The sequence below is a fragment of the Serratia sp. Ae19-1 genome, assembly GCF_059801225.1.
In genome coordinates this window covers 1-25,555 of record NZ_JBCHWD010000003.1, presented here as the reverse complement: position 1 = coordinate 25,555, position 25,555 = coordinate 1, and the positions used below count along the sequence as shown (strand labels likewise).

At 56.9% G+C, this 25,555-nt stretch carries 33 protein-coding genes; 25 read left to right on the top strand and 8 right to left on the bottom strand.

Going from position 1 to position 25,555, the window contains the following annotated elements; all coding sequences use genetic code 11:
• Position 1: 1 nt before the first annotated feature.
• The 3 genes from opp4C to AAIE04_RS10285 are packed head-to-tail and all read left to right on the top strand — an operon-like array spanning position 2 to position 2,893.
• Positions 2 to 952 carry an oligopeptide ABC transporter permease gene (opp4C, locus tag AAIE04_RS10295; RefSeq protein ID WP_063918507.1) on the top strand — a complete coding sequence of 317 codons (951 nt, stop codon included), beginning with the start codon at positions 2 to 4 and terminating at the stop codon, positions 950 to 952.
• Positions 949 to 1,935, top strand: a complete 987-nt coding sequence (locus AAIE04_RS10290; protein WP_019452868.1) for an ABC transporter ATP-binding protein — start codon at positions 949 to 951, stop codon at positions 1,933 to 1,935. Before opp4C ends, AAIE04_RS10290 begins: the two co-directional genes overlap by 4 nt.
• On the top strand, positions 1,925 to 2,893 hold the full coding sequence (locus AAIE04_RS10285; protein WP_498576880.1) for an ABC transporter ATP-binding protein: 969 nt from the start codon (positions 1,925 to 1,927) through the stop codon (positions 2,891 to 2,893). Before AAIE04_RS10290 ends, AAIE04_RS10285 begins: the two co-directional genes overlap by 11 nt.
• 2 nt (positions 2,894 to 2,895) lie before the next feature.
• Here the strand turns inward: AAIE04_RS10285 and AAIE04_RS10280 are convergent, their stop codons facing one another.
• Entirely contained in the window at positions 2,896 to 3,870 is a 975-nt protein-coding gene (locus tag AAIE04_RS10280) for an alpha/beta hydrolase (protein ID WP_498576879.1), read from the bottom strand.
• Positions 3,871 to 4,510: 640 nt separating this feature from the next.
• Here AAIE04_RS10280 and AAIE04_RS10275 point away from each other — a divergent pair.
• The 7 genes from AAIE04_RS10275 to AAIE04_RS10245 all read left to right on the top strand — a co-directional run bounded on the left by AAIE04_RS10275 (position 4,511) and on the right by AAIE04_RS10245 (position 13,893).
• Positions 4,511 to 5,725, top strand: coding sequence for an aspartate aminotransferase family protein (locus AAIE04_RS10275; RefSeq protein WP_154746358.1), 1,215 nt, complete (start codon positions 4,511 to 4,513; stop codon positions 5,723 to 5,725).
• A gap of 52 nt (positions 5,726 to 5,777) precedes the next feature.
• Positions 5,778 to 6,812 carry an arginine N-succinyltransferase gene (gene astA, locus AAIE04_RS10270; protein WP_004934585.1) on the top strand — a complete coding sequence of 345 codons (1,035 nt, stop codon included), beginning with the start codon at positions 5,778 to 5,780 and terminating at the stop codon, positions 6,810 to 6,812.
• Complete coding sequence (astD, locus tag AAIE04_RS10265; protein WP_498577064.1) at positions 6,812 to 8,284, top strand: succinylglutamate-semialdehyde dehydrogenase; 1,473 nt, start codon at positions 6,812 to 6,814, stop codon at positions 8,282 to 8,284. The genes astA and astD overlap by 1 nt, the downstream gene beginning before the upstream one ends.
• 52 nt (positions 8,285 to 8,336) lie before the next feature.
• Complete coding sequence (gene astB, locus AAIE04_RS10260; protein WP_498576878.1) at positions 8,337 to 9,677, top strand: N-succinylarginine dihydrolase; 1,341 nt, start codon at positions 8,337 to 8,339, stop codon at positions 9,675 to 9,677.
• A gap of 10 nt (positions 9,678 to 9,687) precedes the next feature.
• Positions 9,688 to 10,671 (top strand): succinylglutamate desuccinylase, encoded by a 984-nt coding sequence (gene astE / locus AAIE04_RS10255; RefSeq protein ID WP_498576877.1) that lies wholly within the window; start codon positions 9,688 to 9,690, stop codon positions 10,669 to 10,671.
• 567 nt (positions 10,672 to 11,238) lie between these two features.
• Entirely contained in the window at positions 11,239 to 12,321 is a 1,083-nt protein-coding gene (gene ompC, locus AAIE04_RS10250; RefSeq protein WP_498576876.1) for a porin OmpC, read from the top strand.
• 378 nt (positions 12,322 to 12,699) lie between these two features.
• Positions 12,700 to 13,893, top strand: a complete 1,194-nt coding sequence (locus tag AAIE04_RS10245; RefSeq protein ID WP_498576875.1) for an acyltransferase family protein — start codon at positions 12,700 to 12,702, stop codon at positions 13,891 to 13,893.
• 136 nt (positions 13,894 to 14,029) lie between these two features.
• Here the strand turns inward: AAIE04_RS10245 and AAIE04_RS10240 are convergent, their stop codons facing one another.
• Positions 14,030 to 14,254: a biofilm development regulator YmgB/AriR family protein gene (locus AAIE04_RS10240; protein WP_063918502.1), complete on the bottom strand. Its 225-nt coding sequence runs from the start codon at positions 14,252 to 14,254 to the stop codon at positions 14,030 to 14,032.
• Positions 14,255 to 14,376: 122 nt separating this feature from the next.
• Positions 14,377 to 14,568, bottom strand: a complete 192-nt coding sequence (locus AAIE04_RS10235) for a YdfD/YebW family protein (RefSeq protein WP_004934567.1) — start codon at positions 14,566 to 14,568, stop codon at positions 14,377 to 14,379.
• 228 nt (positions 14,569 to 14,796) lie between these two features.
• Between AAIE04_RS10235 and lysM the strand changes: the two genes are divergently transcribed.
• The 5 genes from lysM (at position 14,797) to AAIE04_RS10210 (ending at position 17,678) form a co-directional block, all read left to right on the top strand.
• Entirely contained in the window at positions 14,797 to 15,243 is a 447-nt protein-coding gene (gene lysM, locus AAIE04_RS10230) for a peptidoglycan-binding protein LysM (RefSeq protein WP_019452859.1), read from the top strand.
• Between the two features lie 262 nt (positions 15,244 to 15,505).
• Positions 15,506 to 15,661, top strand: coding sequence for a hypothetical protein (locus AAIE04_RS10225; protein WP_019452858.1), 156 nt, complete (start codon positions 15,506 to 15,508; stop codon positions 15,659 to 15,661).
• Between the two features lie 23 nt (positions 15,662 to 15,684).
• A complete protein-coding gene (locus tag AAIE04_RS10220; protein WP_019452857.1) occupies positions 15,685 to 15,849 on the top strand; it encodes a hypothetical protein in 165 nt (54 codons plus the stop codon).
• A 106-nt stretch (positions 15,850 to 15,955) separates the two neighbouring features.
• Positions 15,956 to 16,897 (top strand): pirin family protein, encoded by a 942-nt coding sequence (locus AAIE04_RS10215; protein WP_498577063.1) that lies wholly within the window; start codon positions 15,956 to 15,958, stop codon positions 16,895 to 16,897.
• A 427-nt stretch (positions 16,898 to 17,324) separates the two neighbouring features.
• The gene (locus tag AAIE04_RS10210; RefSeq protein WP_019452855.1) at positions 17,325 to 17,678 is read left to right on the top strand and encodes a DUF1304 domain-containing protein; all 354 of its coding nucleotides are present in this window, start codon (positions 17,325 to 17,327) and stop codon (positions 17,676 to 17,678) included.
• Between the two features lie 24 nt (positions 17,679 to 17,702).
• Here AAIE04_RS10210 and AAIE04_RS10205 read toward each other — a convergent pair whose 3' ends face one another.
• Together AAIE04_RS10205 and AAIE04_RS10200 are read right to left on the bottom strand one after the other, a co-directional pair.
• A complete protein-coding gene (locus AAIE04_RS10205) occupies positions 17,703 to 18,089 on the bottom strand; it encodes a helix-turn-helix domain-containing protein (protein WP_004927697.1) in 387 nt (128 codons plus the stop codon).
• A gap of 447 nt (positions 18,090 to 18,536) precedes the next feature.
• Complete coding sequence (locus AAIE04_RS10200; RefSeq protein WP_004927694.1) at positions 18,537 to 18,749, bottom strand: YccJ family protein; 213 nt, start codon at positions 18,747 to 18,749, stop codon at positions 18,537 to 18,539.
• Positions 18,750 to 18,933: 184 nt separating this feature from the next.
• On the opposite strand from AAIE04_RS10200, the gene AAIE04_RS10195 reads away from it, so the two are divergent.
• Positions 18,934 to 19,173, top strand: a complete 240-nt coding sequence (locus AAIE04_RS10195; protein ID WP_025303170.1) for a DUF2766 family protein — start codon at positions 18,934 to 18,936, stop codon at positions 19,171 to 19,173.
• Positions 19,174 to 19,213: 40 nt separating this feature from the next.
• Here AAIE04_RS10195 and AAIE04_RS10190 read toward each other — a convergent pair whose 3' ends face one another.
• A complete protein-coding gene (locus tag AAIE04_RS10190; RefSeq protein WP_004927690.1) occupies positions 19,214 to 19,447 on the bottom strand; it encodes a YobH family protein in 234 nt (77 codons plus the stop codon).
• A gap of 176 nt (positions 19,448 to 19,623) precedes the next feature.
• On the opposite strand from AAIE04_RS10190, the gene mgrB reads away from it, so the two are divergent.
• Together mgrB and AAIE04_RS10180 are read left to right on the top strand one after the other, a co-directional pair.
• Positions 19,624 to 19,767: a PhoP/PhoQ regulatory lipoprotein MgrB gene (mgrB, locus tag AAIE04_RS10185; protein WP_016927395.1), complete on the top strand. Its 144-nt coding sequence runs from the start codon at positions 19,624 to 19,626 to the stop codon at positions 19,765 to 19,767.
• A gap of 80 nt (positions 19,768 to 19,847) precedes the next feature.
• Positions 19,848 to 20,123, top strand: a complete 276-nt coding sequence (locus AAIE04_RS10180) for a YebO family protein (protein WP_019452852.1) — start codon at positions 19,848 to 19,850, stop codon at positions 20,121 to 20,123.
• 38 nt (positions 20,124 to 20,161) lie between these two features.
• Here AAIE04_RS10180 and fos read toward each other — a convergent pair whose 3' ends face one another.
• Positions 20,162 to 20,569 (bottom strand): fosfomycin resistance glutathione transferase, encoded by a 408-nt coding sequence (gene fos / locus AAIE04_RS10175; RefSeq protein ID WP_498576874.1) that lies wholly within the window; start codon positions 20,567 to 20,569, stop codon positions 20,162 to 20,164.
• 168 nt (positions 20,570 to 20,737) lie between these two features.
• Here fos and AAIE04_RS10170 point away from each other — a divergent pair, with 168 nt between their 5' ends.
• The 3 genes from AAIE04_RS10170 (at position 20,738) to AAIE04_RS10160 (ending at position 22,893) form a co-directional block, all read left to right on the top strand.
• On the top strand, positions 20,738 to 21,040 hold the full coding sequence (locus AAIE04_RS10170) for a phage protein NinX family protein (RefSeq protein WP_154746352.1): 303 nt from the start codon (positions 20,738 to 20,740) through the stop codon (positions 21,038 to 21,040).
• Positions 21,041 to 21,116: 76 nt separating this feature from the next.
• Entirely contained in the window at positions 21,117 to 21,353 is a 237-nt protein-coding gene (locus tag AAIE04_RS10165) for a DUF4060 family protein (RefSeq protein ID WP_004927680.1), read from the top strand.
• A 175-nt stretch (positions 21,354 to 21,528) separates the two neighbouring features.
• Entirely contained in the window at positions 21,529 to 22,893 is a 1,365-nt protein-coding gene (locus AAIE04_RS10160) for an amino acid permease (protein ID WP_498576873.1), read from the top strand.
• A gap of 41 nt (positions 22,894 to 22,934) precedes the next feature.
• Here AAIE04_RS10160 and AAIE04_RS10155 read toward each other — a convergent pair whose 3' ends face one another.
• Entirely contained in the window at positions 22,935 to 23,225 is a 291-nt protein-coding gene (locus AAIE04_RS10155; RefSeq protein ID WP_498576872.1) for a hypothetical protein, read from the bottom strand.
• A gap of 219 nt (positions 23,226 to 23,444) precedes the next feature.
• On the opposite strand from AAIE04_RS10155, the gene AAIE04_RS10150 reads away from it, so the two are divergent.
• The 4 genes from AAIE04_RS10150 (at position 23,445) to cspE (ending at position 25,517) form a co-directional block, all read left to right on the top strand.
• Complete coding sequence (locus tag AAIE04_RS10150; protein WP_498576871.1) at positions 23,445 to 24,470, top strand: MBL fold metallo-hydrolase; 1,026 nt, start codon at positions 23,445 to 23,447, stop codon at positions 24,468 to 24,470.
• Between the two features lie 443 nt (positions 24,471 to 24,913).
• Positions 24,914 to 25,081, top strand: coding sequence for a hypothetical protein (locus AAIE04_RS10145; RefSeq protein WP_154746349.1), 168 nt, complete (start codon positions 24,914 to 24,916; stop codon positions 25,079 to 25,081).
• A 68-nt stretch (positions 25,082 to 25,149) separates the two neighbouring features.
• Positions 25,150 to 25,266 (top strand): DUF2627 domain-containing protein, encoded by a 117-nt coding sequence (locus AAIE04_RS10140; protein ID WP_002211058.1) that lies wholly within the window; start codon positions 25,150 to 25,152, stop codon positions 25,264 to 25,266.
• 41 nt (positions 25,267 to 25,307) lie between these two features.
• Positions 25,308 to 25,517, top strand: coding sequence for a transcription antiterminator/RNA stability regulator CspE (cspE, locus tag AAIE04_RS10135; protein ID WP_002221949.1), 210 nt, complete (start codon positions 25,308 to 25,310; stop codon positions 25,515 to 25,517).
• Positions 25,518 to 25,555 lie beyond the last annotated feature (38 nt).

The following is a 25,555-nucleotide window of genomic DNA, read 5'->3' as shown; positions in this document are numbered from 1 at the left end:
GATGTTGGTTACGCTGTTTTTCGGCCGCCGTCGCCGCTGGCGACAGGCGCAGCTGCCGGTGCTGGCTCAGCTGTCGCCGCCGCCCGCCGCGCAGGCCTGGCGACGTCTGCGCCGCCACCGGCCGGCGATGATTTCGCTGGCGTTGCTGGTGCTGCTGGCGTTGCTGTGCCTGATTGGGCCGCCGCTGTCGCCGTGGCGCGACGACGCTGGCGATATGCTGAATATCAATCAGGCACCGAGCGGTGCGCACTGGTTGGGCACCGACTTTCTCGGCCGCGATATCTGCACCCGGCTGCTGCTGGCGGGGCGAATATCGCTGACTATCGGCCTGGTGTCGATGCTGTTGTCGGTGACGCTGGGCTATGTGCTGGGAGCGCTCGCCGGTTATCTGGGGGGCGTGGCGGATCGGCTGATCATGCGTTTCGCCGATCTGCTGATGACCATCCCCGGCCTGCCGCTGCTGATCATCATGGGGGCGATGCTGACCGAGCTCGACGTCTCGCCGGACTACCGCATCTACATGGTGATGATCATGCTGAGCCTGCTGGGGTGGCCGTCATTGGCGCGGCTGGTGCGCGGCCAGATCCTGTCGCTGCGCGAACGGGATTTCATGCTGGCCACCGAAGTGCTGGGGCTCTCCACCCGGCGGCGGCTGTTTGGTCATCTGCTGCCCAACACCGTGCCGATTCTGGTGGTGGTGGCCACCATGGCGGTGGCCAATGCCATCCTCAGCGAATCGGCGCTGAGCTACCTCGGGCTGGGTGTGGTACCGCCGACGCCGTCGTGGGGCAACATGATGGACGCTGCCAATAGCCTGATCGATTTTCAGCGCCGCCCCTGGCTGTGGATGCCGCCGGGGCTGGCGATCTTCGTCACCGTGGTGGCGATCAATATTTTGGGCGACGGCCTGCGGGACGCGCTCGATCCGAAAATGAATGGGGTAAAACGATGAGTCAACCGCTGCTGGCGTTCGATCGATTGTCGGTGTCGTTTCAGGGGGAGCAAGGGCCGGTGCGGGCGGTGCAGCAGGTCAGCCTTGAACTGCATGCCGGGCAAACGCTGGGGATCGTCGGCGAATCGGGTTGCGGCAAAAGCGTGACCGCCATGGCGTTGATGGGGCTGTTGCCGCAGCCGCTGGCGCAGGTAGACGGCGGTGAAATCCGCTTCGAAGGGCAAAACCTGCTGTCGCTGCGGGCATCAAACATGGCGGATCTGCGCGGCAACCGGTTGGCGATGATCTTTCAGGAACCGATGAGCGCGCTCAATCCGGTGCTGACGCTCGGCGAACAGCTGGTGGAGCCGCTGATACGTCACCGGCTGCTGTCGCCGAAAACGGCCTGGCGGCAGGCGATTCAGTTGCTGGCGGAAGTGGGGCTGGCGCGTGCGGAGGCGCTGATGGGCTGTTATCCGCATCAACTGTCCGGCGGCATGCTGCAGCGCGTGATGATCGCCATGGCGATCGGGTGCCGACCGGCGCTGTTGATCGCCGATGAGCCGACCACGGCGCTCGACGTTACGGTACAGGCGCAGATCCTGGCGCTGCTGCGCGAACAGAGCCGGCGACACAATATGGCGATGATCTTGATCACCCACGATCTTGGGGTGATCGCCCAAATGGCGGACCGGCTGGCGGTGATGTACGCCGGGCGCGTTGTCGAACAGGGAACGACGCGGGAAGTGTTGGCCGAACCGCAGCATCCCTACACGCAGGGGCTGATCGCCTCGCGGCCGTCGCCGGGGCAGCGGCGTCATCGCTTATATTCCATTCCCGGCCAGGTACCGGATCTGGCGCGGCTGCCTGAGCATTGCGCTTTCGCCGAACGCTGTGCACAGGCCACCGCGCGCTGCCGCGACGGCATTCCTCCGCTGTACGGCTCCCGGCAGCGCCAGTCCGCCTGTTTTCTCAACGCCGGAGGGCGCCCGCATGTCGACTGAACCTTTGGTGGAAGTGAAGGGATTGAAGAAATATTTCCCGCTGCGCGACGGGCTGTTCGGGCGTACCACCGGCCAGTTGAAGGCGGTGGACGACGTCAGCTTCAGCATTCGCAAGGGCCGCATTTTCGGGCTGGTGGGCGAGTCCGGCAGCGGTAAAACCACCGTCGGCCGCACGTTGCTCGGCCTGCACGACAAAACCGCCGGCGAGGTGCGGTTTAACGGGCAGGCGCTGGATAGCCTGAGCAAAGAGGCGCTGCGCGCGCTGCGGCCGAAAATGCAGCTGGTGTTTCAGGATCCGTACAGTTCGCTGAATCCGCGCCTGCGCGTGGGCGACGCCATCGGCGAAGCGCTGTTGCAGCACGGTCTGGCGAGTAAGGCGGAACTGCGCGAGCGGGTGCTCGACACTCTGGCGATCTGCGGGCTGTCTCCACAGCATTACGGGCGGTTTCCGCATGAGTTTTCCGGCGGCCAGCGGCAGCGCATCGGCATCGCGCGCGCGCTGATCCTGCAGCCGGAGTTTATCGTCGCCGACGAACCGATATCGGCGCTCGACGTGTCGATTCAGGCGCAGATCATCAATCTGTTTTCCGATTTGCAGGAACGGCAGGGGGTGACGCTGCTGTTTATTTCGCACGATCTCGGTGTGGTGGAGCATCTGTGCCAGGACGTGGCGGTGATGTATCTGGGGCAGATTGTCGAGAGCGCCGACCGCGATGCTCTGTTTCGCCAACCGCTGCATCCCTATACGCAGGCCCTGTTGGCGGCGGTGCCGACGCTGGATACGCAACGTTTACCGACGCAGGTGGCAAACGGTGAACCGCCCAATCCCGCCAACCCGCCGCGCGGCTGCCGTTTCCACCCTCGCTGCCCGCAGGCTACGGCGCAGTGCCGTGAACAGGCGCCGCGCCTGCGCAGCGTGGCGCCCGGCCATCAGGTGGCCTGTCACCTTGTCGGTTAGCATCAGGACAGGTAATGCTTCAGCGCGCGCCCGGCCTGGTGGATCGCCGAATGCACCGTCGGGACATGGGCGAGCGGGTTCAACAGACCGTAGTCGTGGATCAATCCGTTGTAGCGGGTGGAAGTGACCTCGACCCCGGCGGCGTCGAGCAGGCGCGCGTAGGCTTCGCCCTCATCGCGCAACACGTCCAGCTCGGCGGTCTGCACCAGCGCCGGCGGCAACCCCTGCAGCTGTTCCGCCGTGGCGTTGAGCGGCGAGGCGTAGATCTCCTTGCGCTGCGCCTTATCGGGCGCATAGCTGTCCCAAAACCACTTCATCATGTTGCGGGTCAGGAAATGGCCTTCGGCGAACTGATGATAGGAGTCGGTATCAAACTGGGCGTGCGTGACGGGCCACAGCAGGATCTGGCAACGCAGCGCCGGTATGCCTTTCTCTTTGGCCATCAGGCTGACCACCGCCGCCATGTTGCCGCCGGCGCTGTTGCCGACCACCGCCAGTCGTGAGCCGTCGACGTTGATCTTTTCACCGTACTCGGCCACCCATTCCGTGGCGGCGTAAGCCAGGTTGATCGCCTCAGGGTATCGCGCTTCGGGCGAGCGGGGGTAGTTGACGAACACTGCCGCCGCCCCGGAGCTGTGCACCAGATCGCGCACCAGGCGTTCGTGGGTGGGGAAATCGCCCAGCACCCAACCGCCGCCGTGAAAGAACATGAAGACCGGCAGCTTTTCCTTGACCCTGGCCGGCCGCACCAGCTGCAGCAAAATATCCTGCCCCTCTACATGAATGCTTTTCTCGCTGATCTCGACCTCACGCAGCGGCACCTCGGCGCTGCGCTGCGCGTCTTCCAAAACCCTGCGCGCCTCTTTGGGCTTCATGTGTTCCATGGGTTTGTCGCCGGCGGCATTCAGCGCGTCGAGAAAGGTACTGATGTCATGCAGGGGGAGCGGCCGACCGAGGTCGACGTTTTTCTTGGACATGGTGACTCCTTGTGCGCGGAAGAAGAAAAGGTGCGATCAGAATCACAGTGTAGTCGTTGGCGCATAAAGCGAGAGCCGCGGTAGGCGGCATAGGCGCTTCGCCGCCGCATTGCACGATCCTGGCGCACCGCTGCACCGGATTGGGGCAAAAAGTGTGATGGTGAGCAAATCGGTAGAAATTATTTTTGCGAGCCCGATCAGAAATTCTGAAGTTTTTCGTAATTGAATAGGATTTCGCGGGCAATGATGATTTTAGGCCTTATTTTTTAATTTATGCATTACCAATGCATAAAAAATGAATATGTATGCATTATAAGCCGTTGTTTTAACGTAAAAAATAGCAAAATCCGGCAAAAATCCCGTTTTGGCACGATAGCTGCTCTACACTCTTTATCAAACGACATGTATTTTAACTGCTCGTTAACATTTACTCCCCGCTCAGGGACCGGATATACGCCATAAATAGTGAAAAACCGATTTTATGTAACAGATTTGTTTCTAAATCAGCGGTGAAAGGCAGCATTTTCTCCGCGGGGAAAGTCGGTTTTGAACAGCGTTTTTTTTGCATTGTGGCGGCCTAGCCGGGCTTGAGCGGCCCTTACAGTCAAAATTCAGCCTTTGCTGAGATTATGAGGTCACTATGGAACAGCCAATCGCAGTTACCCGCCAGTCTTTCGATGACTGGATGGTCCCGGTTTATGCCCCTGCCGATTTTATTCTGGTGCGGGGAGAAGGCTCGCAGGTGTGGGATCAACAGGGTAAGTCTTACATCGATTTCGCCGGCGGCATCGCGGTTAACGCGTTGGGCCATGCGCACCCGGCGGTCAAGGCGGCGCTGGTGGAGCAGGCGGGCAAACTGTGGCATCTGGGCAATGGCTATACCAACGAACCGGTGCTGCGTCTGGCCAAAAAGCTGATCGACGCCACCTTCGCCGACAAGGTGTTTTTCTGTAACTCGGGCGCCGAAGCCAACGAAGCGGCGCTGAAGCTGGCGCGCAAACACGCGCACGACCAGTACGGCGCCGGCAAAGATCAGATCGTGGCCTTCAACAACGCGTTCCACGGCCGCACGCTGTTCACCGTCTCCGCCGGCGGTCAGCCGAAGTATTCGCAGGACTTTGCGCCGCTGCCGGGCGGCATCACCCACACGCCGTATAACGATCTGGCGGCGGCGGCCGAGCTTATCAACGATCGCACCTGCGCGGTGATCGTCGAGCCTATCCAGGGCGAAGGCGGCGTGCTGCCGGCGGAGGCCAGCTTCCTGCAGGGGTTGCGCGAGCTGTGCGATCGCCATAACGCGCTGCTGATCTTTGACGAAGTGCAGACCGGCGTCGGCCGCACCGGCCACCTGTATGCCTACATGCAGTACGGCGTGGTGCCGGACGTGCTGACCACCGCCAAAGCGTTGGGCGGCGGCTTCCCGATCGGCGCCATGCTGACCACCGACGCCCTGGCGAAAACGCTGGGCGTCGGCACCCACGGCACCACCTACGGCGGCAACCCGCTGGCGACGGCGGTGGCGGGAGAGGTGTTCTCCATCATCAACACCCCGGAAGTGCTGGCAGGCGTCAAACAGCGGCACCAGTGGTTTATCGACGGGTTGAACGACATTAACCGCCAGTATCCGATCTTCGCCGAGATTCGCGGCGGCGGCTTGCTGATCGGCTGCCAACTGAAGAAAGACTATGCCGGCAAAGCGAAGCAGATCACCCAACTGGCCAACGAAGAAGGCGTCATCGCGCTGATCGCCGGACCGGACGTGGTGCGTTTCACGCCGTCGCTGATCATCCCTGAACAGGATGTGAAAGAGGGGCTGGCGCGATTCGCGCGCGCCGTGGCGCGCATTTGCAGCTAATCAGCGGGCTGCGCCTTCACCGGCGCAGCCTGATTCAGAAGAGGTTCGCATTATGATGATTATTCGCCCTATAGAGCGCCGCGATCTGGCAGATTTGCTGACGCTTGCTGGCAAATCCGGTATCGGTCTCACGTCGCTGCCGCAAAACGAAGATACTCTGTCGGCACGTATTGAGCGGGCGTTAAAAACCTGGCAAGGCGAACTTCCGCAAAGTGACCAGTGTTATTTGTTCGTGTTGGAAGACAGCGAGCGCCGGCAGGCGGTGGGGGTCTGCGCGATCGAAGTGGCCGTCGGCCTGGCGGAACCCTGGTACAGCTTCCGCGTCGGCACGCAGGTGCACGCGTCCAAACAGCTGAACGTCTATAAATCGGTGCCGACGCTGTTCCTCAGCAACGACCACACCGGCCATTCGGAGCTGTGTACGCTGTTCCTCGATCCGGACTATCGTCACGGCGAGAACGGCAAGCTGCTGTCGAAGGTACGTTTCCTGTTTATCGCCGCGTTCCGTGAACGCTTCTCCCGGCGTCTGATCGCCGAAATGCGCGGTTTCTCCGATGAAAACGGCCGTTCGCCGTTCTGGGAGAGCGTCGGTCACCGTTTCTTCTCCATCGAGTTCGCCAAGGCGGACTACCTGAGCGGCACCGGGCAAAAGGCGTTTATCGCCGAGCTGATGCCGAAGCATCCGCTGTATGTCGACTTCCTGGCCGAGGACGCGCAGAAAGTGATCGGCGAGGTGCACCCGCAAACCCTGCCGGCGCGCCGCCTGCTGGAAGCGGAAGGCCTGAGTTATCAGGGCTACGTCGATATCTTCGACGGCGGCCCGACGCTGGAAGCCGAGATCGACCACATCCGTGCGGTGAAGCAGAGCCGCCTGGTGAAAGTGGTACTGGATGACACGCCGATGCGCGCCGATGCGCCGGTGCATCTGGTGGCCAACGACAACTATCAGAATTACCGCGCACTGCTGGTCAATGCCGATCTGTATGACGACCGCCTGCATATCAACGCCGCCACCGCCGCGGCGCTGGGCGTCGAGCAGGGCAGCCCGGTGCGGGTGCTCCCCCTTATTGCACAGGAGAAAGCATGATGTCCCATCCTGCTCTGTTGATTAATGGCGTCTGGCGGCAGGGCCGCGGCGCTGAGTTCGGCAAGACTGACCCGGTCGGCAATCAGCCGCTGTGGCGCGCCAACGCCGCTGACGTCGATGACGTCGCCGCCGCCTGCGAAGCCGCGCGCGCCGCTTTCCCCGCCTGGGCGCGCACGCCGTTCGAGCAGCGTGAACAGCTGGTGAAACGCTTCGCCGCCTTGCTGGAAGAACACAAACAGTCGCTGGCGGAAACCATCAGCCGTGAGACCGGTAAACCGCGCTGGGAAACGCTGACCGAAATTCAGGCGATGATCGGCAAAGTGGGCATTTCGCTGCAGGCCTATCAGACGCGCACCGGATTTAGCCAGACGGCGATGGCCGACGGCGCTTCGGTGCTGCGCCATCGCCCGCACGGCGTACTGGCGGTGTTCGGCCCTTATAACTTCCCCGGCCATCTGCCCAATGGCCATATCGTGCCGGCGCTGCTGGCCGGAAACTGCGTGGTGTTCAAGCCGAGCGAACTGACGCCGCTGACCGCCGAAGAGACCCTGAAGCTGTGGCTGAAAGCCGGTCTGCCTGATGGGGTGATCAATCTGGTGCAGGGCGGCCGGGAAACCGGCGAAGCGCTGGCGGCCAGTACGGATATCGACGGGCTGTTGTTCACCGGCAGCGCCGGGACCGGCTACCATCTGCACCGCCAATTAGCGGGGCAGCCGGAGAAGATCCTGGCGCTGGAAATGGGCGGCAACAACGCCCTGATCGTCGATGGTTTCGAGGATCGCGATGCGGCGGTCAACCTGGCTATCCAGTCGGCGTTTATCTCCGCCGGCCAACGCTGCACCTGTTCACGCCGCATTCTGGTGAAGCAGGGAGCGGAAGGCGACGCCTTCATCGCGCGTTTGGTTCAGGTGGCGGGTGAACTGCGCGTCGGCCGTTGGGATGCCGAACCGCAGCCGTTTATGGGCGGCGTGGTGTCGTCCGCCGCGGCGGAAAACATGCTGAAAGCGCAGCAGCGCTTGCTGGCGCTGGGCGGCAAATCGCTGCTGACCCTGCGCCTGCTGGAGCCGGGCAGCTCGTTGCTCAGCCCGGGGATCATCGATCTGACCGGCGTGGCCGGCGTACCGGACGAAGAGTATTTCGGGCCGTTGACCACCATTGTGCGTTACCGCGATTTCGACGAGGCCCTGCGGCTCGCCAACCAGACGCGCTACGGCCTGTCGGTGGGGCTGGTCTCGCCGCAGCGCGAACTGTTCGAGCGGCTGCTGTTGGAAGCGCGCGCCGGCATCGTCAACTGGAACAAGCCGCTGACCGGGGCGTCCAGCGCGGCGCCGTTCGGCGGCGTGGGGGCCTCCGGCAACCATCGCCCAAGCGCCTTCTATGCGGCGGACTATTGCGCCTGGCCGATGGCTTCGCTGGAAAGTGAAAGCCTGTCGCTGCCGGCGACGCTGTCGCCGGGCTTGTCGTTCCGTTAATCGTCTGCGGCGGTGCTGTGGCGCCGCCGCAGGCCATCCCCAGGGGATAGCCATGTCAGGATATGAAGTCAATTTCGACGGTTTGGTGGGGCCGACGCACCACTATGCCGGGCTGTCGTTCGGCAACGAGGCCTCGACGCAGCATCAAAACAGCGTATCGAACCCGAAGCTGGCGGCGAAACAAGGGTTGCTGAAAATGAAGGCGCTGGCCGATCTCGGTTTCCAGCAAGGGGTATTGCCGCCGCAGGAGCGGCCGCATTTGCCGATGCTGCGGCGTCTGGGGTTCAGCGGCAGCGATGAGGCGGTGCTGGCGCAGGCGATGCGTCAATCGCCGCGCCTGCTGTCGGCGCTCAGCTCGGCGTCGTGCATGTGGACCGCCAATGCGGCCACGGTGTCGCCTTCGGCGGACAGCGCCGACGGTAAGGTGCATTTCACCGCCGCCAACCTGAACAACAAATTCCACCGCGCCATCGAAGCGGAAACCACCACCGACGTATTGCGGGCGATGTTCAACGACGATCGGCATTTCGCCCACCACGAGGCGCTGCCGCAGGTGGCGTTGTTCGGCGACGAAGGGGCGGCCAACCATAACCGTCTGGGCGGCGACTACGCCAAGCGCAGCGTGCAGGTGTTCGTTTACGGTCGTCAGGAGTTTGGCGGCGAAACGGCGCCGGCGCGTTACCCTGCGCGCCAGACGCGCGAAGCCGGTGAGGCGATCGTGCGTTTGCACCAGTTGGACGAGCGGCATACGGTCTTCGTGCAGCAAAACCCGGCGGTGATCGATCAGGGCGTGTTCCATAACGACGTGATTGCGGTCAGCAACCAGAACGTGCTGTTCCACCACCAGCAGGCGTTTTATCGCCAGCAACAGGCGCTGGATGAAGTGCGACGCAAGATGGCGACGCTGGACAGCGAACTGGTGGCGATCGAAGTGCCGACGGAGCGCGTGTCGGTAGCGGACGCGGTGGCGACCTATCTGTTCAACAGCCAAATTCTCACCAAGCCGAACGGCAAGATGATGATCGTGGTGCCGGAGGAGTCGCGCCAGCATGCCGGCGTCTGGCGTTATCTGAACGACATGGTTGGCGGCGGCGGCCCGATCGATGAGATCCGCGTGTTTGATCTGCGCGAAAGCATGCGTAACGGCGGCGGCCCGGCCTGTCTGCGCCTGCGGGTGGCGCTCAATGAGCAAGAGCTGCGGGCGGTGAATCCGCGCGTGATGATGAACGATCGGCTGTTTACGACGCTGAACGAATGGGTGGATCGCCATTACCGCGATCGTCTGACGCAGGATGACCTGGCCGATCCGGCGCTGCTGCGCGAAGGGCGTGAGGCGTTGGATTCGTTGACGTCGATCCTCGGTCTCGGCTCTATCTATCCGTTCCAACGCTAAGGGAGGCTGTATGATCGATCTACTGCCCCTGACGCTGGAAGGGAATGAACCCGCCGAATGGCAAGGTGAAACGCCGCAGCTGCGCTGGCGTTGGCAAGGGGAAGGGGTATTGGAGCTCACGCCGCGGCAGCCTTATCGCCAGGCGATGGTAGTGTCTGCGGGCGTGCATGGCAACGAAACTGCGCCGATTGAACTGCTCAATCAGCTGGTCGGCGATCTGCTGGCCGGCCGCTTGCCGCTGACGGTGCGGCTGTTGGTGGTGCTGGGTAATCCGGCGGCGATGCGTGCGGGCAAGCGTTACCTGCACAGCGACATGAATCGTATGTTCGGCGGCCGCTATCGCAACTTCGCCGCCAGCGGGGAAACGGCGCGTGCCCAGCAGCTGGAGCGCACGCTTGCCGCCTTTTTTGATGGCGAGCAGGCGGCGCGTTTCCACTACGATCTGCACACCGCCATTCGCGAGTCGCACTTGCCGCGCTTCGGTATTCTGCCATTTCAGAAACGGCCGTACAGCGATGCTATGTTAACGCTGCTGGATGCTGCCGATCTGGATGCGCTGGTGGTGCACAGTGCGCCGGGCGGTACCTTCAGCCACTATTCCAGCGAGCATCTCAATGCCGCGAGCTGTACGCTCGAGCTGGGCAAGGCACGGCCGTTCGGCAGCAACGATCTGCAGCAGTTCGCCGCCATCGATCGCGCTCTGCGGGCGGCGGTCAGCGAGGGGGCATTGCCGGTGCGCGCGGGTGATGCGATCCGGGTATTCCGTGTGATGCACTCGTTGATCAAACACAGCGAGGATTTCAAACTGCACCTGGACGATGATACGGCCAACTTCACCGAGCTGAAAGCGGGCATGTTGCTGTGCGAGCAGCCGCAGGAGGAATACCGCGTCGGCCAAGAGGGCGCATGGATCCTGTTCCCTAATCCCAATGTGGCGCTGGGGCTGCGTGCCGGGATGTTGCTGAACGAAGTTTCCCGCTCTACGTTGTATTGAATTATCCACGGTGGCGCCGTCAGCGCGCCGCCGTTATTCATTTAACTACTTTAATCTGCTATTTCCCGCTATTTTAATTGCCTCAAAGCGAATTTTATTCGCCGCAGATGCCTGCATTTCCGCGCATCAATAAAGATCCTATTAGGCCGTTATAGAAAAGCCTTAATTGCCTGATGTCTTTGTTAAGATAAAAATGTGAAATAAGTAACGTTTTTAATAACCATGCTAATCTTGTTGCTACTTTTGAATCGCGCAGAAAGCACGCAAAACGAAACCAAAATGCACCATTTTAGTGCAATGCACCATTTTGGTTATAACTTATGTGATAAAATATTCTTATATTCAATGGGTTGGGTGGTTGTTTTGTTGTAATATCTGGTTACAAATAAACATGCTTTCTCCTCGTTGTTTCATGAACTTTTTGATTTTAAGTTTTGATTCATGATGCTAATGTCACATCACCCCCACATTAGGGGCGCTCATAAAATACCAAAAGATAAAATCACAGCCCAAATTATAAATTGGGCGTGACGGGCAGGGTTCTAATTATAATATCTAGGAAAATAAATGATGAAACGCAGTGTATTAGCCTTAGCTGTCGCCCTCGGGGCGGTCACCTCCTTCGCCAACGCGGCTGAAATCTATAATAAGGATGGCAATAAACTCGACCTGTACGGCCGCGTTGCCGCCAAGCACGTTTTCAGCAAAGACAAAGGTGAAGACGGGGACAAAACTTATGTTCGTCTGGGTTTTAAAGGCGAAACCCAAATCAACGATCAGCTGACCGGTTACGGCCAGTGGGAATACCAGGTTGCTTCCAACCACGACGAAGCGCAGGGCACCACCGGCACCAAAACGCGTTTGGGCTTCGCCGGCCTGAAGTTTGCCAACTACGGCTCATTCGACTATGGCCGCAACTACGGCGTGGTGTATGACGCCGAAGCCTACACCGATATGCTGCCGGAATTCGGTGGCGACTCCTACAGCTACACCGACAACTACATGACCGCGCGTTCCAACGGCCTGGCGACCTACCGCAACCGTGACTTCTTCGGCTTGGTAGAAGGCCTGAACCTGGCGTTGCAATACCAGGGTAAAAACGACGGTGACGGCCGCAGCGTGACCAAGCAAAATGGCGACGGTTACGGCATGTCTCTGGACTATCAGGACATCGGCGGTACCGGCATCGGCGTAGCGGCGGCGTTCTCCGACTCCAACCGCACCAGCGCTCAGAAAGCGCTGCAGTACGGTAAAGGTGACAAGGCCACCGCCTGGACCACCGCGGTCAAATACGACGCCAACCAGGTCTACCTGGCGGCCATGTATGCCGACACGCGCAACATGACGCCGATCAGTGGCAACGGCGTTTCCGGCTTCGCCAACAAAACGCAAAACTTCGAAGTTGTGGCCCAGTACCAGTTCGAGAACGGTCTGCGTCCGTCCGTGGCCTACGTGCAGTCTAAAGGCAAGGATATTGAAGGGATTGGCGACGTCGATCTGGTGAAATACGTGGAAGTGGGCGCGACTTACTACTTCAACAAAAACATGTACACCTACGTCGACTACAAGATCAACCAGTTGAACGACGATAACAAACTGAAGCTGAGCACTGACGACATCGTTGCCGTCAATCTGACCTATCGCTTCTAAGCGGCTCCATTCATTGTTATCAGTCAGCAACAGGGACACCGCTGCCTGATAATGAAAGGTATTACCTTCTTCCTGTGTCGGGAAAAAGCGGCTTGTCCTTCATAGTGAAAGCTCGGATGAGGTTATCGCGGGCAATGAAGGGCAAGCCTTCCTTGTAATGCGCATCATGCTTTAATCCGCACGGCTGCTTATCGGCAAATTTTGACCGTCATGTCCCCTTGGTCATCGGGCTGAACATGGCGATTAGCGCTGATGACACCGAAAAATGTAGAGCTGGGGCTGAGGAGCGTACGTAACTATTAGAGATTATTTACTAAATCTTTACACATGAGATTCTGGTGATAGTATGAGAAGCTTGGTATCCATGGGGTCATAAGAATGTCCACTTCTCTAGTGTTTTTTTTCGCTTTTTTATTAGCGATAATATTAAGTTACATTACCGTATCAATTAGCAAATTCACCCCTTTAAACATCAGACTCCCCGAAGGGCGTCGGTCTGGCTGCATTGATGGCCTGCGCGGCTATCTGGCGTTAATGGTGGCTGCTCATCATTATTTTATATTTTATGGCTGGCTGCAAACTGGACAGTGGTTGCCACCGAAAATTAATTTTATAAATAACTTTGGCAAGGTTGCTGTTTGTTTATTCTTCATGATTACTGGTTATCTTTTTATTGGGAAAGTCTACAAAGATAAACAGGCGTCAATTAAAATCTCTTGGGCTAAAATCTATATGTCTCGGATATTTAGAATTTTCCCGCTGTACCTTGTGGCTGTTGCCGTGACGATACTTTATACGTTCATCGTGCATGGGTATCAGCTGAATGTAACGTTGCCCCAGCTTGCAAAAGAAATTGTCAATTGGTTACTATATTTCGGTGACTCGGTTAATGGTGATCCTGATGCAAAAAGAATCACTGCCGGAGTGACCTGGACCTTAAAGTATGAATGGCTTTTCTATCTTTCGTTACCATTGCTTGCTGTGTTTTTCAGTAAGAAAACCACCACTGCGTTGCTTGTAGTGCTGGCAATGGCGATTTATTTCAGTGGGTTATATGTTAAGGGGATTGATTGCAAATATATTATTTTCTTTGTTCTCGGTGGTTTAGCCTTTGCGATCGAGCAACGTTATGGTGAAGTGCTGCGCCCCGCCATAAATAATTCAGCGATATCAATGATAAGTGTTTTTGCTATATCTTTTGCGGTGTTTTTTGTTAAGGATCCGCTCGGGTTGTTGGGCGTGATGAGTATGTTTTTATTTTTTGTTCCTGTTGTAATGGGAAACTCTGTTTTCGGTTCTTTGTCCGGGGTTGGAGCAGTCAAGTTAGGTGAGATTAGTTTTAGTCTCTATCTGCTGCATGGCATTTTAATGTATACAATTTTGGTTTTCTTTATCGATAGCAGCCAATTAGGTAGTATGAACGGCTATCTTATTTTTATGCCGTTAGTTATGATTGCGTTAGTCATTCTTTCATTGATTACGTACAAAATGATAGAAAAACCGTTTATTAATTTTGGCAGAGCATTGGTTAACGGGAACAGTTTTAAAAAAAATCTGTCGAAGGTCCGCTGAGATACGGGACATATCGATAAGGGCGAAAATGCGATGAAAAACGCCAATCAGTGTAATCTGATTGGCGTTTTTTATTACTGCTTACATGCGCGGTTTTACAGTAAGAAATGTTCAATCTCTACACAATGCGAGTGGGTTAGCCTTTGGGTGCCAACCCAACCAGTTCAATGGCGGAACGCAGCGCGGCGAAACGCTGTTGATCCTGCTCATGCTCTATTTCGGTCACCAGCTGTGAAAGAATATTGCCGCCGGATACTTTTTTATGGTTTTTGATTAACTGCAACACTGCGTCGCCTAACGCCAGGCTGACGTCGCGCAGCAGAGTTTCATAATGCTCGTTAGAATGAGCCGATGCTGACATGACCTTTCTCTGTCTCTCTTCTTCGGGAGCCGCAATTTAGCAAAACAGCGGCCTCATGCCCCGGAGGAAGACGAAGTTTCCGATGAAATCAGAAATTCCTCAGCCATCAGCGTGGGAAAGGATTAAAAATCCGAGTATTCGCTGGCCGGCAACCAAAAGCCGTCGATAAACTCTTCCATGGGATAACAGCCGGCGTGGCGCAGGTTCTGCTCCTTCATCGCCACCAGGCATTGCGGTTCGTCGCGCAATATATCGACTACCATCTCACTGCAGCCGCCATCCAGATAACAGACAAACATCACCAATGCGTACATCGTTGCACGCCTCCTTCGTCGAGCCGCCCTGTCTGCAACAGTGTAGGCAAAAAAGCGCGATTTTTCAGCATCATTGCCTGATATATCGCCACCGAAGCGCGGCTTGCGGCACTTTCGGAATTCTCTAACCCTTTCTGGCGTCGCGAGCGGATGGCATATCCTTTTGACGGTGCTAAGCTTAACAGGCCTTACTTCAACGCATTAGTGCAACCATCAAAAGGAGTGAATATGGGCTTGTTTAACTTCGTCAAAGAAGCGGGCGAAAAACTGTGGGACACAGTCACCGGCAATGCCTCCGCCGAAGATCAAAGCGCCAAACTCAAGGAGCATCTCGATAAGAGCGGCTTGCCGGGTACCGACAAGGTCGATGTGCAGGTCGTCGATGGGAAAGCCGTCGTAACCGGCGACGCCGTCAGCCAGGAATTGAAAGAGAAGATTCTGGTCGCGATCGGCAACGTGGCGGGTATCAGCGGCGTGGAAGACAAGGTGGCGGTCGCGCAATCCGATGCCGAGAGCCGTTTCTATACCGTGAAGAAAGGCGATACGCTGAGCGCGATTTCCAAAGAGATGTACGGCAACGCCAATTTGTACAACAAGATTTTCGACGCCAACAAACCGATGCTGTCGAGCCCGGACAAAATCTATCCGGGGCAAGTCTTGCGTATCCCGCAATAACCCGGTGTTCCGCCATAGCCCGGTTGCATGCCGGGCTTTTTTTGCGCCCTGTCATAAGCATCTTTTATTTCCCTTCGAACCCAATAAAAGTTACCTATATCTGGCGTTTCCTGTCGTTTGCCTGATGGGGGAGTGTTGACCCTGATGGTGAAAATTGATAGCGTCATGCCCCGGTTGAGGCCTGAAAGACTATGATGGCGGCTTCAATCCCATTCTGAGGGGGCGTCTTGCCCCATCAAGCAGCAATGCAGTAGTTGAACGAGTGAAAACCGATTTAGTGAAACAGCAGCGCAATGCCTCAACGGATAAAAACTATCGAGAAACCTTGGGTGATGCGCAATTTGCGATCGTCGTGCTGGCGATTGCGTCCTGCTCGCTGATTATTTTTACGCTGGCGGTCACGTTGTGGGTGACCTGACGCGATTAACTAGGGGAGATAAAATGGAGCCTAATCTCCATGATGAAACCAAACTGCTGGCGATTATCGGCCTGTTGGTTTCCGTGCTGCTGGTCGTATCCATTCTTTTTGGCGTGACCTATTTTTCCGATCTCAGGCACGCGCAAGACGATATCGACATCAAAAGCTGCTATATCAAAGCGCCTTAATCCGCGCGAATGCGCCTGAGCGTGGTCGTTCTCCGGGGGAGGCTGTCCTGTGCTAAGCTGGGGCGGTTGCCTTTGGCGAATCGGCGTCATTCAGGAGGTCTTTGCGATGAGTCAGTCCCGTCCTACGCGTTCTTTACCTTCACGCGAGCGCCCCGTCGTTGACGGCGTGCACCAGATCCAGCGTATTGCCGTGCGTAACGCCGAAGTGGGGGGCATTCCGATCAACCGCGCGTTGCCCACTCGTGAGCGACGCACCGTCGGTGCCTGGTGTTTTCTCGATCACGCCGGGCCGACGGTATTTAACGGCACGTCGCCTGGCATGGATGTGGGGCCGCATCCGCACACCGGTCTGCAAACTTTTACCTGGATGATTGAGGGGGAGGTGCTGCACCGCGATAGCCTCGGCAGCGAACAGCTGATCCGCCCGGGCCAGGTCAATCTGATGACTGCGGGACACGGCATCGCGCATACGGAACAGTCGGTGGGCGAAGCGCGCCGATTACACGCCGCGCAACTGTGGATTGCGTTGCCGGCCGAGCATGCCGATATGGCGCCGCGTTTTGATCATTACCCTGATTTACCGCACTGGCAAAACAATGGCGTGAATCACCGTTTGTTGGTCGGCGAGTTTGGCGCTTATCGTTCGCCGGTGTTTACCCTTTCGCCGCTCATCGCCATTGATATGGAATGGCAGGAAACGGCGACGATAACATTGCCGCTGCGCGAGGATTATGAAATCGGTTTTCTGCCGCTGATTGGCACCTTTGAACTTAATGGCGACATCTTTTCACCTGACGAGTTTGCCTATTTGGGCATAAAAAATAACTCTATCGAGTTAAATGCTCAAAAAGGCAGCCGGGGATTATTAATCGGCGGAACGCCGTTAAACGAAGAGATCCTTATCTGGTGGAATTTTGTTGGCCATAGTAAGGCAGACATTATTCAGGCCCAGCATGATTGGGAGCAAGGAACACCGCGTTTCCCTGCCGTTAGCGGCTATTCCGGCGAGCGAATGACCGCGCCGCGCCTGCCCTGGAGCGATGTTTGATAGCATTAAGCTATAATCGCCGCGATTATTCGGTTTATTTTGCTCTAATAAGGCGCAATTAATGTGATCGCGGCACCAGCTTTACGACAGTATAAGCTTTCTCGGCGAAACAGTGATCGGGTTCATATAACGACAATGAAAAGAAGTTTAGGATAATCCTCAGGAAGTCAGGCTGTCTCCCGTTAGTCAGATGTCAGTGAGGTCATTATGAGCCAGGTACTCTATCGTGCAAGACTGTCCCATGTCGTGATCGCTACGGCGCTGTTTTGGGTCTCTGTCGCGGCATTATTGGTCGCCGTGTTTAATTAACCTCAAAAAATGACTCCTGCATAAACCCGCTTCGGCGGGTTTTTTTTCGCCAACATCTGGTGATATTGGCAGTACGCTTATACTTATTGGCATCTTCAAATAAGCGTTAAGGATAATCATGAAGCTATTCGCCGACATTTTGCTGCTGCTAATTGCCGCTCTCCATCTTTATATCCTGGTGCTGGAAATGTTCCTGTGGCGTGCGCCGCTCGGCAGACGGGCATTCGGCACGACGGCGGAGTTTGCCGCAGCCACGTGGGTATTGGCCGCCAATCAGGGGTTGTACAACGGCTTTCTGGCGTTGGGACTGGCATGGGGTTACTGGCGCGAGGATATCGCTCTGCAGCTGTTCTTTCTCGGCTGCGTGCTGGCGGCCGGCGTGTTCGGCGGACTGACCGCCAATCGCAAGATCCTGTGGGTGCAGGCGTTGCCGGCCCTGATCGCGCTGCTGGCGGTATGGGGCGCACGCTAGCCCGCCGGTTTACGGCGGGGAAGATCAGGCGGATTTTTGGTGAATGACGTGCAACGGCGGGTCGATGTGCAGATCGACGCTCAAATCCTGGCGGAAATCATAAGGCGTGATATTAAAACGCTTTCTGAACATGTAGGTGAAATGGGACTGCGAGCCGAAACCAAAGTCCAGGGCGATATCGAAGATCGACGCTTCGCTGCTGCGCAGTTGATAGACCGCGCCGGCCAGACGGCGTTCGCGAATGTATTTGCCCAGCGAAATCCCTGTCGCTTCTTTGAACAGCTTCTGCATGTGCCACAGCGAGTAGCCGGAGTACTCGGCCAGCTCTTCGAGATGGATCACTCGCCCGAGGTGAGTTTCGACCCATTTGCTGAGGGCGCAGACCAATGAGAGATGGTGTTCTTGTATCATCAGTGCGTCAGTGTGAGATCTACATAGCGGTGAAGTATACACAACTTGCCGCCGCGGACAAAAACGCCGCCGATGACAGAGGGCAATTATTCGGAAAAACCGTTCAACCGCCGCTTGTCAGTCGAAAGGAAAAACGTCTAATCTGAGACTGTCGCCGCCGCGGTGGGTGACGCAGAGCAGGCCACAGCAAATAACAGCCAAAACAGAGTCAGCCGTAACAACTCAACGTTGATGGGGTGATCGCATGTTAATGACAGTGATTATTACTCTGGTTGTAATCGTGGGCGTCGGCGCTTTTATGGCGATGCCGGTGATGAGCATGAAAAATGCGGAAGGTGTGGGAGGTGAAGAGCCGTGAGATCAAGAGAATTTGCCCGCCGCTGAGCAGGGCGATCGCCAATCGGGAAAGCCTGGGTCAGAAACCCGGGCTTTTTGTTGCGTGATGGCTTAAACGTTTTTCCGCTCGACGGTTTCCTCTCCCCAATACAGCTGGTCGGCGGTGGTTTTAGCGAACGCCTTCTCCAACGCTTCGTCGCTGCCTTCTTCCCAGATCTTCTGCGCCAACACTTCGTCGTTCCCTGCCAGTTCAAAAATGGCTTCGGCGATTTCCACCGAAGTTTCACGCACTGTCGCCCAGGATTTCACATTGTGATTCGCCATAACTTTCTCCTGTTGGTTGTGGCTTAGGGGTGGTTTTTGCCACCGTCATGCTGCAAGTATAGGCCAATCCGCCGCGGGCTTTTGCTCGGTGGTGCGCAGAATGGGGAAAAAGGCGGGGAGAGCAGGCAATGCCGCGGGCGGCGTGTTATTCTGTGCGGCGTTTGAATCAAGAGGAAAAATTATTATGTCTGACATGCTGAGCAACGAGCAGGAACTGGCTTCCGATCTGGTCGCTTGCCAACTGGTCATCAAACAGATTCTGGACGTTATCGACGTGATTGCGCCGACCGAAGTGCGCGACAAGATGGCGGGCCAGCTCAAAAGCATCGATTTCTCCACCCATCCTGCCGGCGCCGATCCGGTGACTCGCCGAGCGATTGACAAGGCGATTGCGCTGATCGAAATGAAGTTTACCCGCAGCTGAGGCGGGGCCGCCGCAGCGCGGCGGCATCTGGCGGTGGCGGTTAATCCACCACCGTTTCGATTTTCTTGAACAGCGGACAGTCGGCTACGCCGATGAAACCGTTGTCGCCATTGACATACTGGGCGATCGCCACGTTGCGCGCCGTCAGGTATTTGCACTGCAAACCCAACCCGCCGACGTTCTTGTTACTGCCGATCAGCACGCCGTAGCCCGAGATCAAAAAACCGCCGTAAATGACCGCCAATACCAGAACCCACTTAATCAATTTGCTCATTGCGCTTCCTCGTTATCCCTGAGTGTGCATCTAGCCACGGCGATGGCGTCTGGGCAAGGGTAACAGTCTGAAAAATGGGCGGTAGCCAGAAATCTAAACGACAAGTTAAACTTCGTTTAACTTCGCTGTGATAACATGCGCGATAGATTACCCAGATAACAATGAGGCTGCTAAATTTGTTGCGAAAAAAAATCCTCGTGATAATGACGGCCGTCGCTGCCTGCCTGTTTTTCTACCTGTTGGCGCTGGACAGTTATTGCGACGATGGCGGAAATTTCGCGCTGGGCATCTGTTCGGTGACGCGCTTCGTGCCCTGGTAAGCTTTTTTGGCGGGGATGTTCGCACGACCGCTGCGAGTGTTAAGATGGCGGCCTGAATGTCGCAGTAGATAGGGTTGTCCATGTACGATTTAGGTTTTGGCCAGAACGGCCTGCTGTCGCTGGCCCTCGCCGCCGTGGCGTTGCTGGTCGGGCTGTGGGTCTGGTTCCTGGTGAACCGCGCCAGCGTGCGCGCCAACGAGCAGGTTCGCCTGCTGCAGGAAATTGCCGAGCAGCAACGCCAGCAAACGGCGCTGTTGAAGCGTCTGGCGCACAGCGCCCGCGGCGCCGATGCTGACGCGGATGACGACGAACTCAGCCCCGCGCTGAACTTCAAAGGTTTTATCCCCGAACGCTGAACATGTGCTCCGGCTGGCGGCCGCGCCGCCGGAGCGCCTCAGTAAAACACCATGCCTTGATAGGGGGCTTCCCGGCACGCCGCCAGGCGGCTGGCCAGATCGCCGGCATGAATCTCCAACTGATGCCCATCGGGATCGAGAAAATAGAGCGATTCGCCTTCGCTGCGATTGCTTTTCCACTCTTCTACGCCGCTCTGGCGCAATCGCTCGCTGACCTGCTCCATGTGCTCCGGCACTACGCTGAAGGCGTAGTGGGTATAATCGCGCGCGTTTTGTGGCGTGCGCGATTCATCCACCGACAGGCACAGCCACAAGGCCCCCAACGAAAGATAGGCGCCGCCTTGCCAACGGGCGTGCGGGATAAACCCCAACAGATGATGATAAAAATCGACGCTGCGATCGAGATCGTGGACGGCGAGCGTCAGATGGTTGAGACCGGTCAACATGTAGGCGTTCCTGGGCGGTAAACAGGCAAAAAGTGTACGCAGGCGATGAGGAAAGATAAAGGGGATAAAACATTAGTAGAGATAATGTGAAAACCGGCGACGTTGTCATAAAACTGTCGTATAGACATCGTAATGTAGCGCGAACCTTACAAAAGATGGATAAAGCCGATGATTAAATGGTACGAAGAAAGCGATGCCGAAGTGAACCGCAGCATCGCGCTGCTGACCGGGGAGAACCCGGACAAGTGGTATCCTTACGGTGGTGTGAAAGGTAAAGATTACTGCAAGAATCCCTCCGATGCCTGGCCGATCATTTGCGCCAACAAAATCAGTCTGAACCCCGACCAGCAAAGCGACAGCCCGCAGTGGCAAGCGCGCATGAGCACCCAGGGCGGTGAATGGCAGGCGGACTGCGCCAGCCCGCTGCGCGCGGCGATGATCTGTTTCCTGATGAGCCAACAGGCTAACTGATTCGATAAAAATACCGGTGATTGGTAAGAGTTTCTCCTTTTTCTAATAACAGAGCTGTCGTTGGCGGAGGCTGTTTATGAAGCGCATTATCAAAGGTGATAAAAACTTGTCTCATCTGGTGATTGCCCACGCGGCGATCGATCGTCATGCCGAAAGCTTCGGCCAGCGTCGTCAGGGGTGGCCTTCGACCTACCTGATAAAATATCAAAACGATCGCGTGGCGGTGGAAGTGGTTACGCGTAGTCAATCTTATGTCGCGACGCTGATGATCGGCGCGCGCAACCTGACCAAACTGTGCGGTATGCCTGGCTGAACGCCGTCATTACTCGCTCTCCCTCGGTTAAAAAATCGCGCTCCGGCCTACCGTCTCGGGGCGCTACTCCTTGATGCTCACGGGGTTAAGTGTTAAAAAGCCGCCCGCAGATACATTTATTGATTGGTGAAATCTTGGCCGATAACGGCAAGGGTGTACGCCATATGAGGATAAGATGGGCGGTCAGCATCAGGATACCCCGCTAAAACGCGGCTTAAAAAACAGACATATACAGCTTATTGCCCTCGGGGGCGCCATCGGAACCGGTTTATTTCTCGGCATTGCGCAAACCATTAAAATGGCCGGCCCCGCCGTGCTGTTGGGCTACGCCATCGGCGGTTTTATCGCGTTTTTGATCATGCGCCAACTGGGCGAAATGGTGGTGGAGGAGCCGGTCGCCGGATCTTTCAGCCACTTTGCCTATAAATATTGGGGCGATTTCGCCGGCTTCCTTTCCGGCTGGAACTATTGGGCGATGTTCATTCTGGTCGGCATGGCGGAGTTGACCGCCGTCGGCATCTACATTCAGTACTGGTGGCCGGAGATCCCCACCTGGGCCTCCGCCGCGCTGTTCTTCGTGCTGATCAACCTGATCAACCTGGTGAACGTGCGCCTGTACGGCGAAACCGAGTTTTGGTTTGCGATCATCAAAGTGGTGGCGATTGTCGGCATGATCGTGTTCGGTGCCTGGCTGCTGGCCAGCGGCAACGGCGGACCGCAGGCCAGCATCACCAACCTGTGGCAGCAGGGCGGCTTTATGCCGCACGGCTTCTCCGGGCTGGTGATGGCGATGGCGGTGATCATGTTCTCGTTCGGCGGGTTGGAAATGGTCGGCATTACCGCAGCGGAAGCCGCGGACCCGCGTCGCAGCATTCCCAAAGCCACCAATCAGGTGGTGTACCGTATTCTGATCTTCTATATCGGCTCGCTGACCGTGCTGCTTTCGCTCTATCCGTGGGGACAAGTGGTGGAGGGCGGCAGCCCGTTCGTGCTGATCTTCCATGCGCTGAACAGCAATTTGGTGGCGACCGTGCTCAACGTGGTGGTGCTGACCGCCGCGCTGTCGGTCTACAACAGCGGCGTTTATGCCAACAGCCGCATGCTGTTCGGGCTGGCCAGCCAGGGCAATGCGCCGAAGGCGCTGACGCGCGTCAACAAACGTGGGGTGCCGGTGCTGTCCATCGCGCTGTCGGCGCTGATTACCTCGGTCGGCGTGCTGATCAACTACCTGATGCCCGGCAAGGCCTTTGAGCTGCTGATGGCGCTGGTGGTGTCCACGCTGGTGATCAACTGGGTTATGATCTGCCTGGCGCACCTGAAATTCCGCGCGGCGAAGAACCGGCAGGGCGTTATTCCGAGCTTTAAAGCGCTGTGGTATCCGTTCGGCAACTACCTGTGCCTGGCGTTCCTCGGCCTGATTCTGGTGATTATGTATTTCAGCGAAGGGATCCGCATTTCGGTGTTGCTGATGCCGGTGTGGGTTGCGGTGCTGTGGGGCGGGTTTATGCTGACGCGCCGCCGCAAAGGCGCCAAGCGTTAATCTGCGTGCGGAGGCGTATTGGCGCCTCCGCTCTCTTTTCGTCAGCCGCGCGGCATAAAGGCGCGCCCCTCACTGCGATCCCGCCCCAGCAGTTTCCGACACAGCAGCAGCAGAGTGCTGATCACGTCGATGGCTACCACGCTGAGCATCAGCAGGGTCAACATGAAGAACCCGAGCAGCGAACCGCCCAGCACCACCAGCGGTGCAGGTACGCGCGCGCGGCGCAGCTTCATGGCGAAATACATTTTCCAGTATTGCTTCTGCGCCAGCAGCGCGCTGCGAATACGGCGTCCCAGGCCTGCGCCTGATTTACGGGATGTAGAACGGCTCATAACTTCTCCTTTTCTGTATGCCCTACAAGTCAATCACAAAGATCTTAAGAGAGTCTTAACGGGCTCTTGGCGGCCCTGGCTGCTCACCGAAGTGAGACAACAGCATACGGCAAAAGCTCCCGCGATGCAGCGCACGGCTGACGAAGTGCGAGCTTCATCGGGTTTGTTACACTGAAGGTCATGCCCGTGCGGGGCGCAGCGGTCGGGAGAAGAGGCTGAATGAAAAGAATCAACCGTTATTACGACGCGGCCAAGGCGCATCACACGCCGGAGGGATTTCGCAACCCGGAGCCTTCGCAGCGCCAGGAGGGCGACCTTCAGCGTTGGCAGGATGAACGCAAGCGACAGGGATTGCCCAAGCCGCCGCAGCACGGTTACGCGCAGTTTACCGAGCGCTGGTGGCAACCTGCCGATCTCAGCGGCAGCGACGACAGCGTCTGGTGGTTGGGGCATGCCTCAATACTGCTGCGGTTGGGGGGGCGCTATGTCCTGATCGATCCGGTGTTGTCCGAACGCGCGTCGCCGCTGAGCTTTTACGGCCCGAAACGCAGAACGCCGCCGCCGCTGGCGGTGGGGCAACTGCCGGCGGTGGACGCGGTGCTGATCTCTCATAACCATTATGACCATCTCGACAGACGCACGGTGCGGCAACTGGCGCGGCGTTTTCCTCGGGCCGAGTTCATCGTGCCGCTCGGATTGAAGCGCTGGTTTCGCCGCTATCGGCTGAACGTGCATGAGCTGGACTGGTGGCAAAGTGTGTCGTTGGGCGAGCTGACGGTCTATGCCACGCCGGCGCGGCACTGGAGCATGCGCACGCTGTGGGATCGCAACCGTTCTCTGTGGTGCGGCTGGGTGATCCACCATCCGGCGCTGCGCTTCTACTTTTCCGGCGACAGCGGCTATTCGGAGCGGCTGGCGGAGATCGGACACCGGCTGGGGCCGTTCGACGTGGCGGCGTTGCCGATTGGGGCCTATGCGCCGCGCTGGTTTATGCAGGAACAGCATATGGATCCGCAGCAGTCGGTGACGCTGTATCGACAGCTGAATCAACCACGCGCCATTCCCATCCATTGGGGGGTGTTCGAATTGGCGGATGAATCGCTGGATGAGCCGCCCCATCAGTTGAATCTGGCGTTGAGCGAAGCGGGGTTGGAACAACATCAATTCCATCCGCTGAAGATTGGCGAGCGCATTGCATTGCAGAACTTGCAGCAAGCATCGCCTATCCGCCCGCCGGAGGAATAATGTCAACGGTTTGAAAGCGTGACAGTAATTAGCAGAATTGATAAGCGCGGGCGGTGATTCAAATAACCACTCTGTTTCAGGATTTAATTCAACGTTGAACTTTCACCATGCATAAGATTATTCCGGCTATTGAGGCTAACAGCCTTCGGATTATTTATGCGAAAGCCGCAGGTCGGCGGAGACGCGCCATGGCTTTGCATGCTTATGCATCCGTTGCGCAGGGCGGGGCGCTGCCTCTTGCCCGCGTGGCGCTGCCGTTTGCGCCGTTTGGCAGCAGGGCTGAAGACCGGCGATGAGTGCGTTCTCGTGCGGTAAATGGTCGGAGGAGCATGGCGTAAATGGCTCCCCGTTCATCGATATTCAAATGTTGCATATCAAATTCCATAAAGATTCAAATTTTTTAACGCTATAAGCGCAGAAAAGGTGAAAAAGAGCGGATAGACATGCGTCAAAACGATGAAAGTTTTGTTAAAACATCACCAGAATGCGGGGCTTGGCGTGATGTTTTCGGCAAGCAGAAAATAGCCGATGCTTCAACATCTTTTGGCCTATTTAGGCAAATGTGGCTCTCGACCGTTTCAAATATGTGCGACATGTCGTTCAGTGATTAAAAATGGCTTGCCATCGCATACAGAGTATGTGATAACGCATCTGGGTAAAACGAGGTACAGTTCTGTATATGTGTGGCATTTTCAGTAAAGAAGTTCTGAGTAAAGACGTTAGCGTTGAATACCGCTTCTCTGCCGATCCTTATCTTAGTGCCTCAAGCAGTAACGACTCTAGTTTGTCTATGTAACGCCCTCGGGCGGTTTAAACAATCCAAAGGAAATACTCAAGATGGCAAAGATCAAAGGTCAAGTTAAGTGGTTCAACGAGTCTAAAGGTTTCGGTTTCATCACCCCGGCTGACGGCAGCAAAGACGTGTTCGTACACTTCTCTGCAATCCAGGGTAACGGCTTCAAAACCCTGGCTGAAGGCCAGAACGTTGAGTTCGAAATCCAAGATGGCCAGAAAGGTCCATCTGCAGTAAACGTTACTGCTATCTAATCAGCGTCAGCTGTACAAAAAGCCCGCCTTCGAGCGGG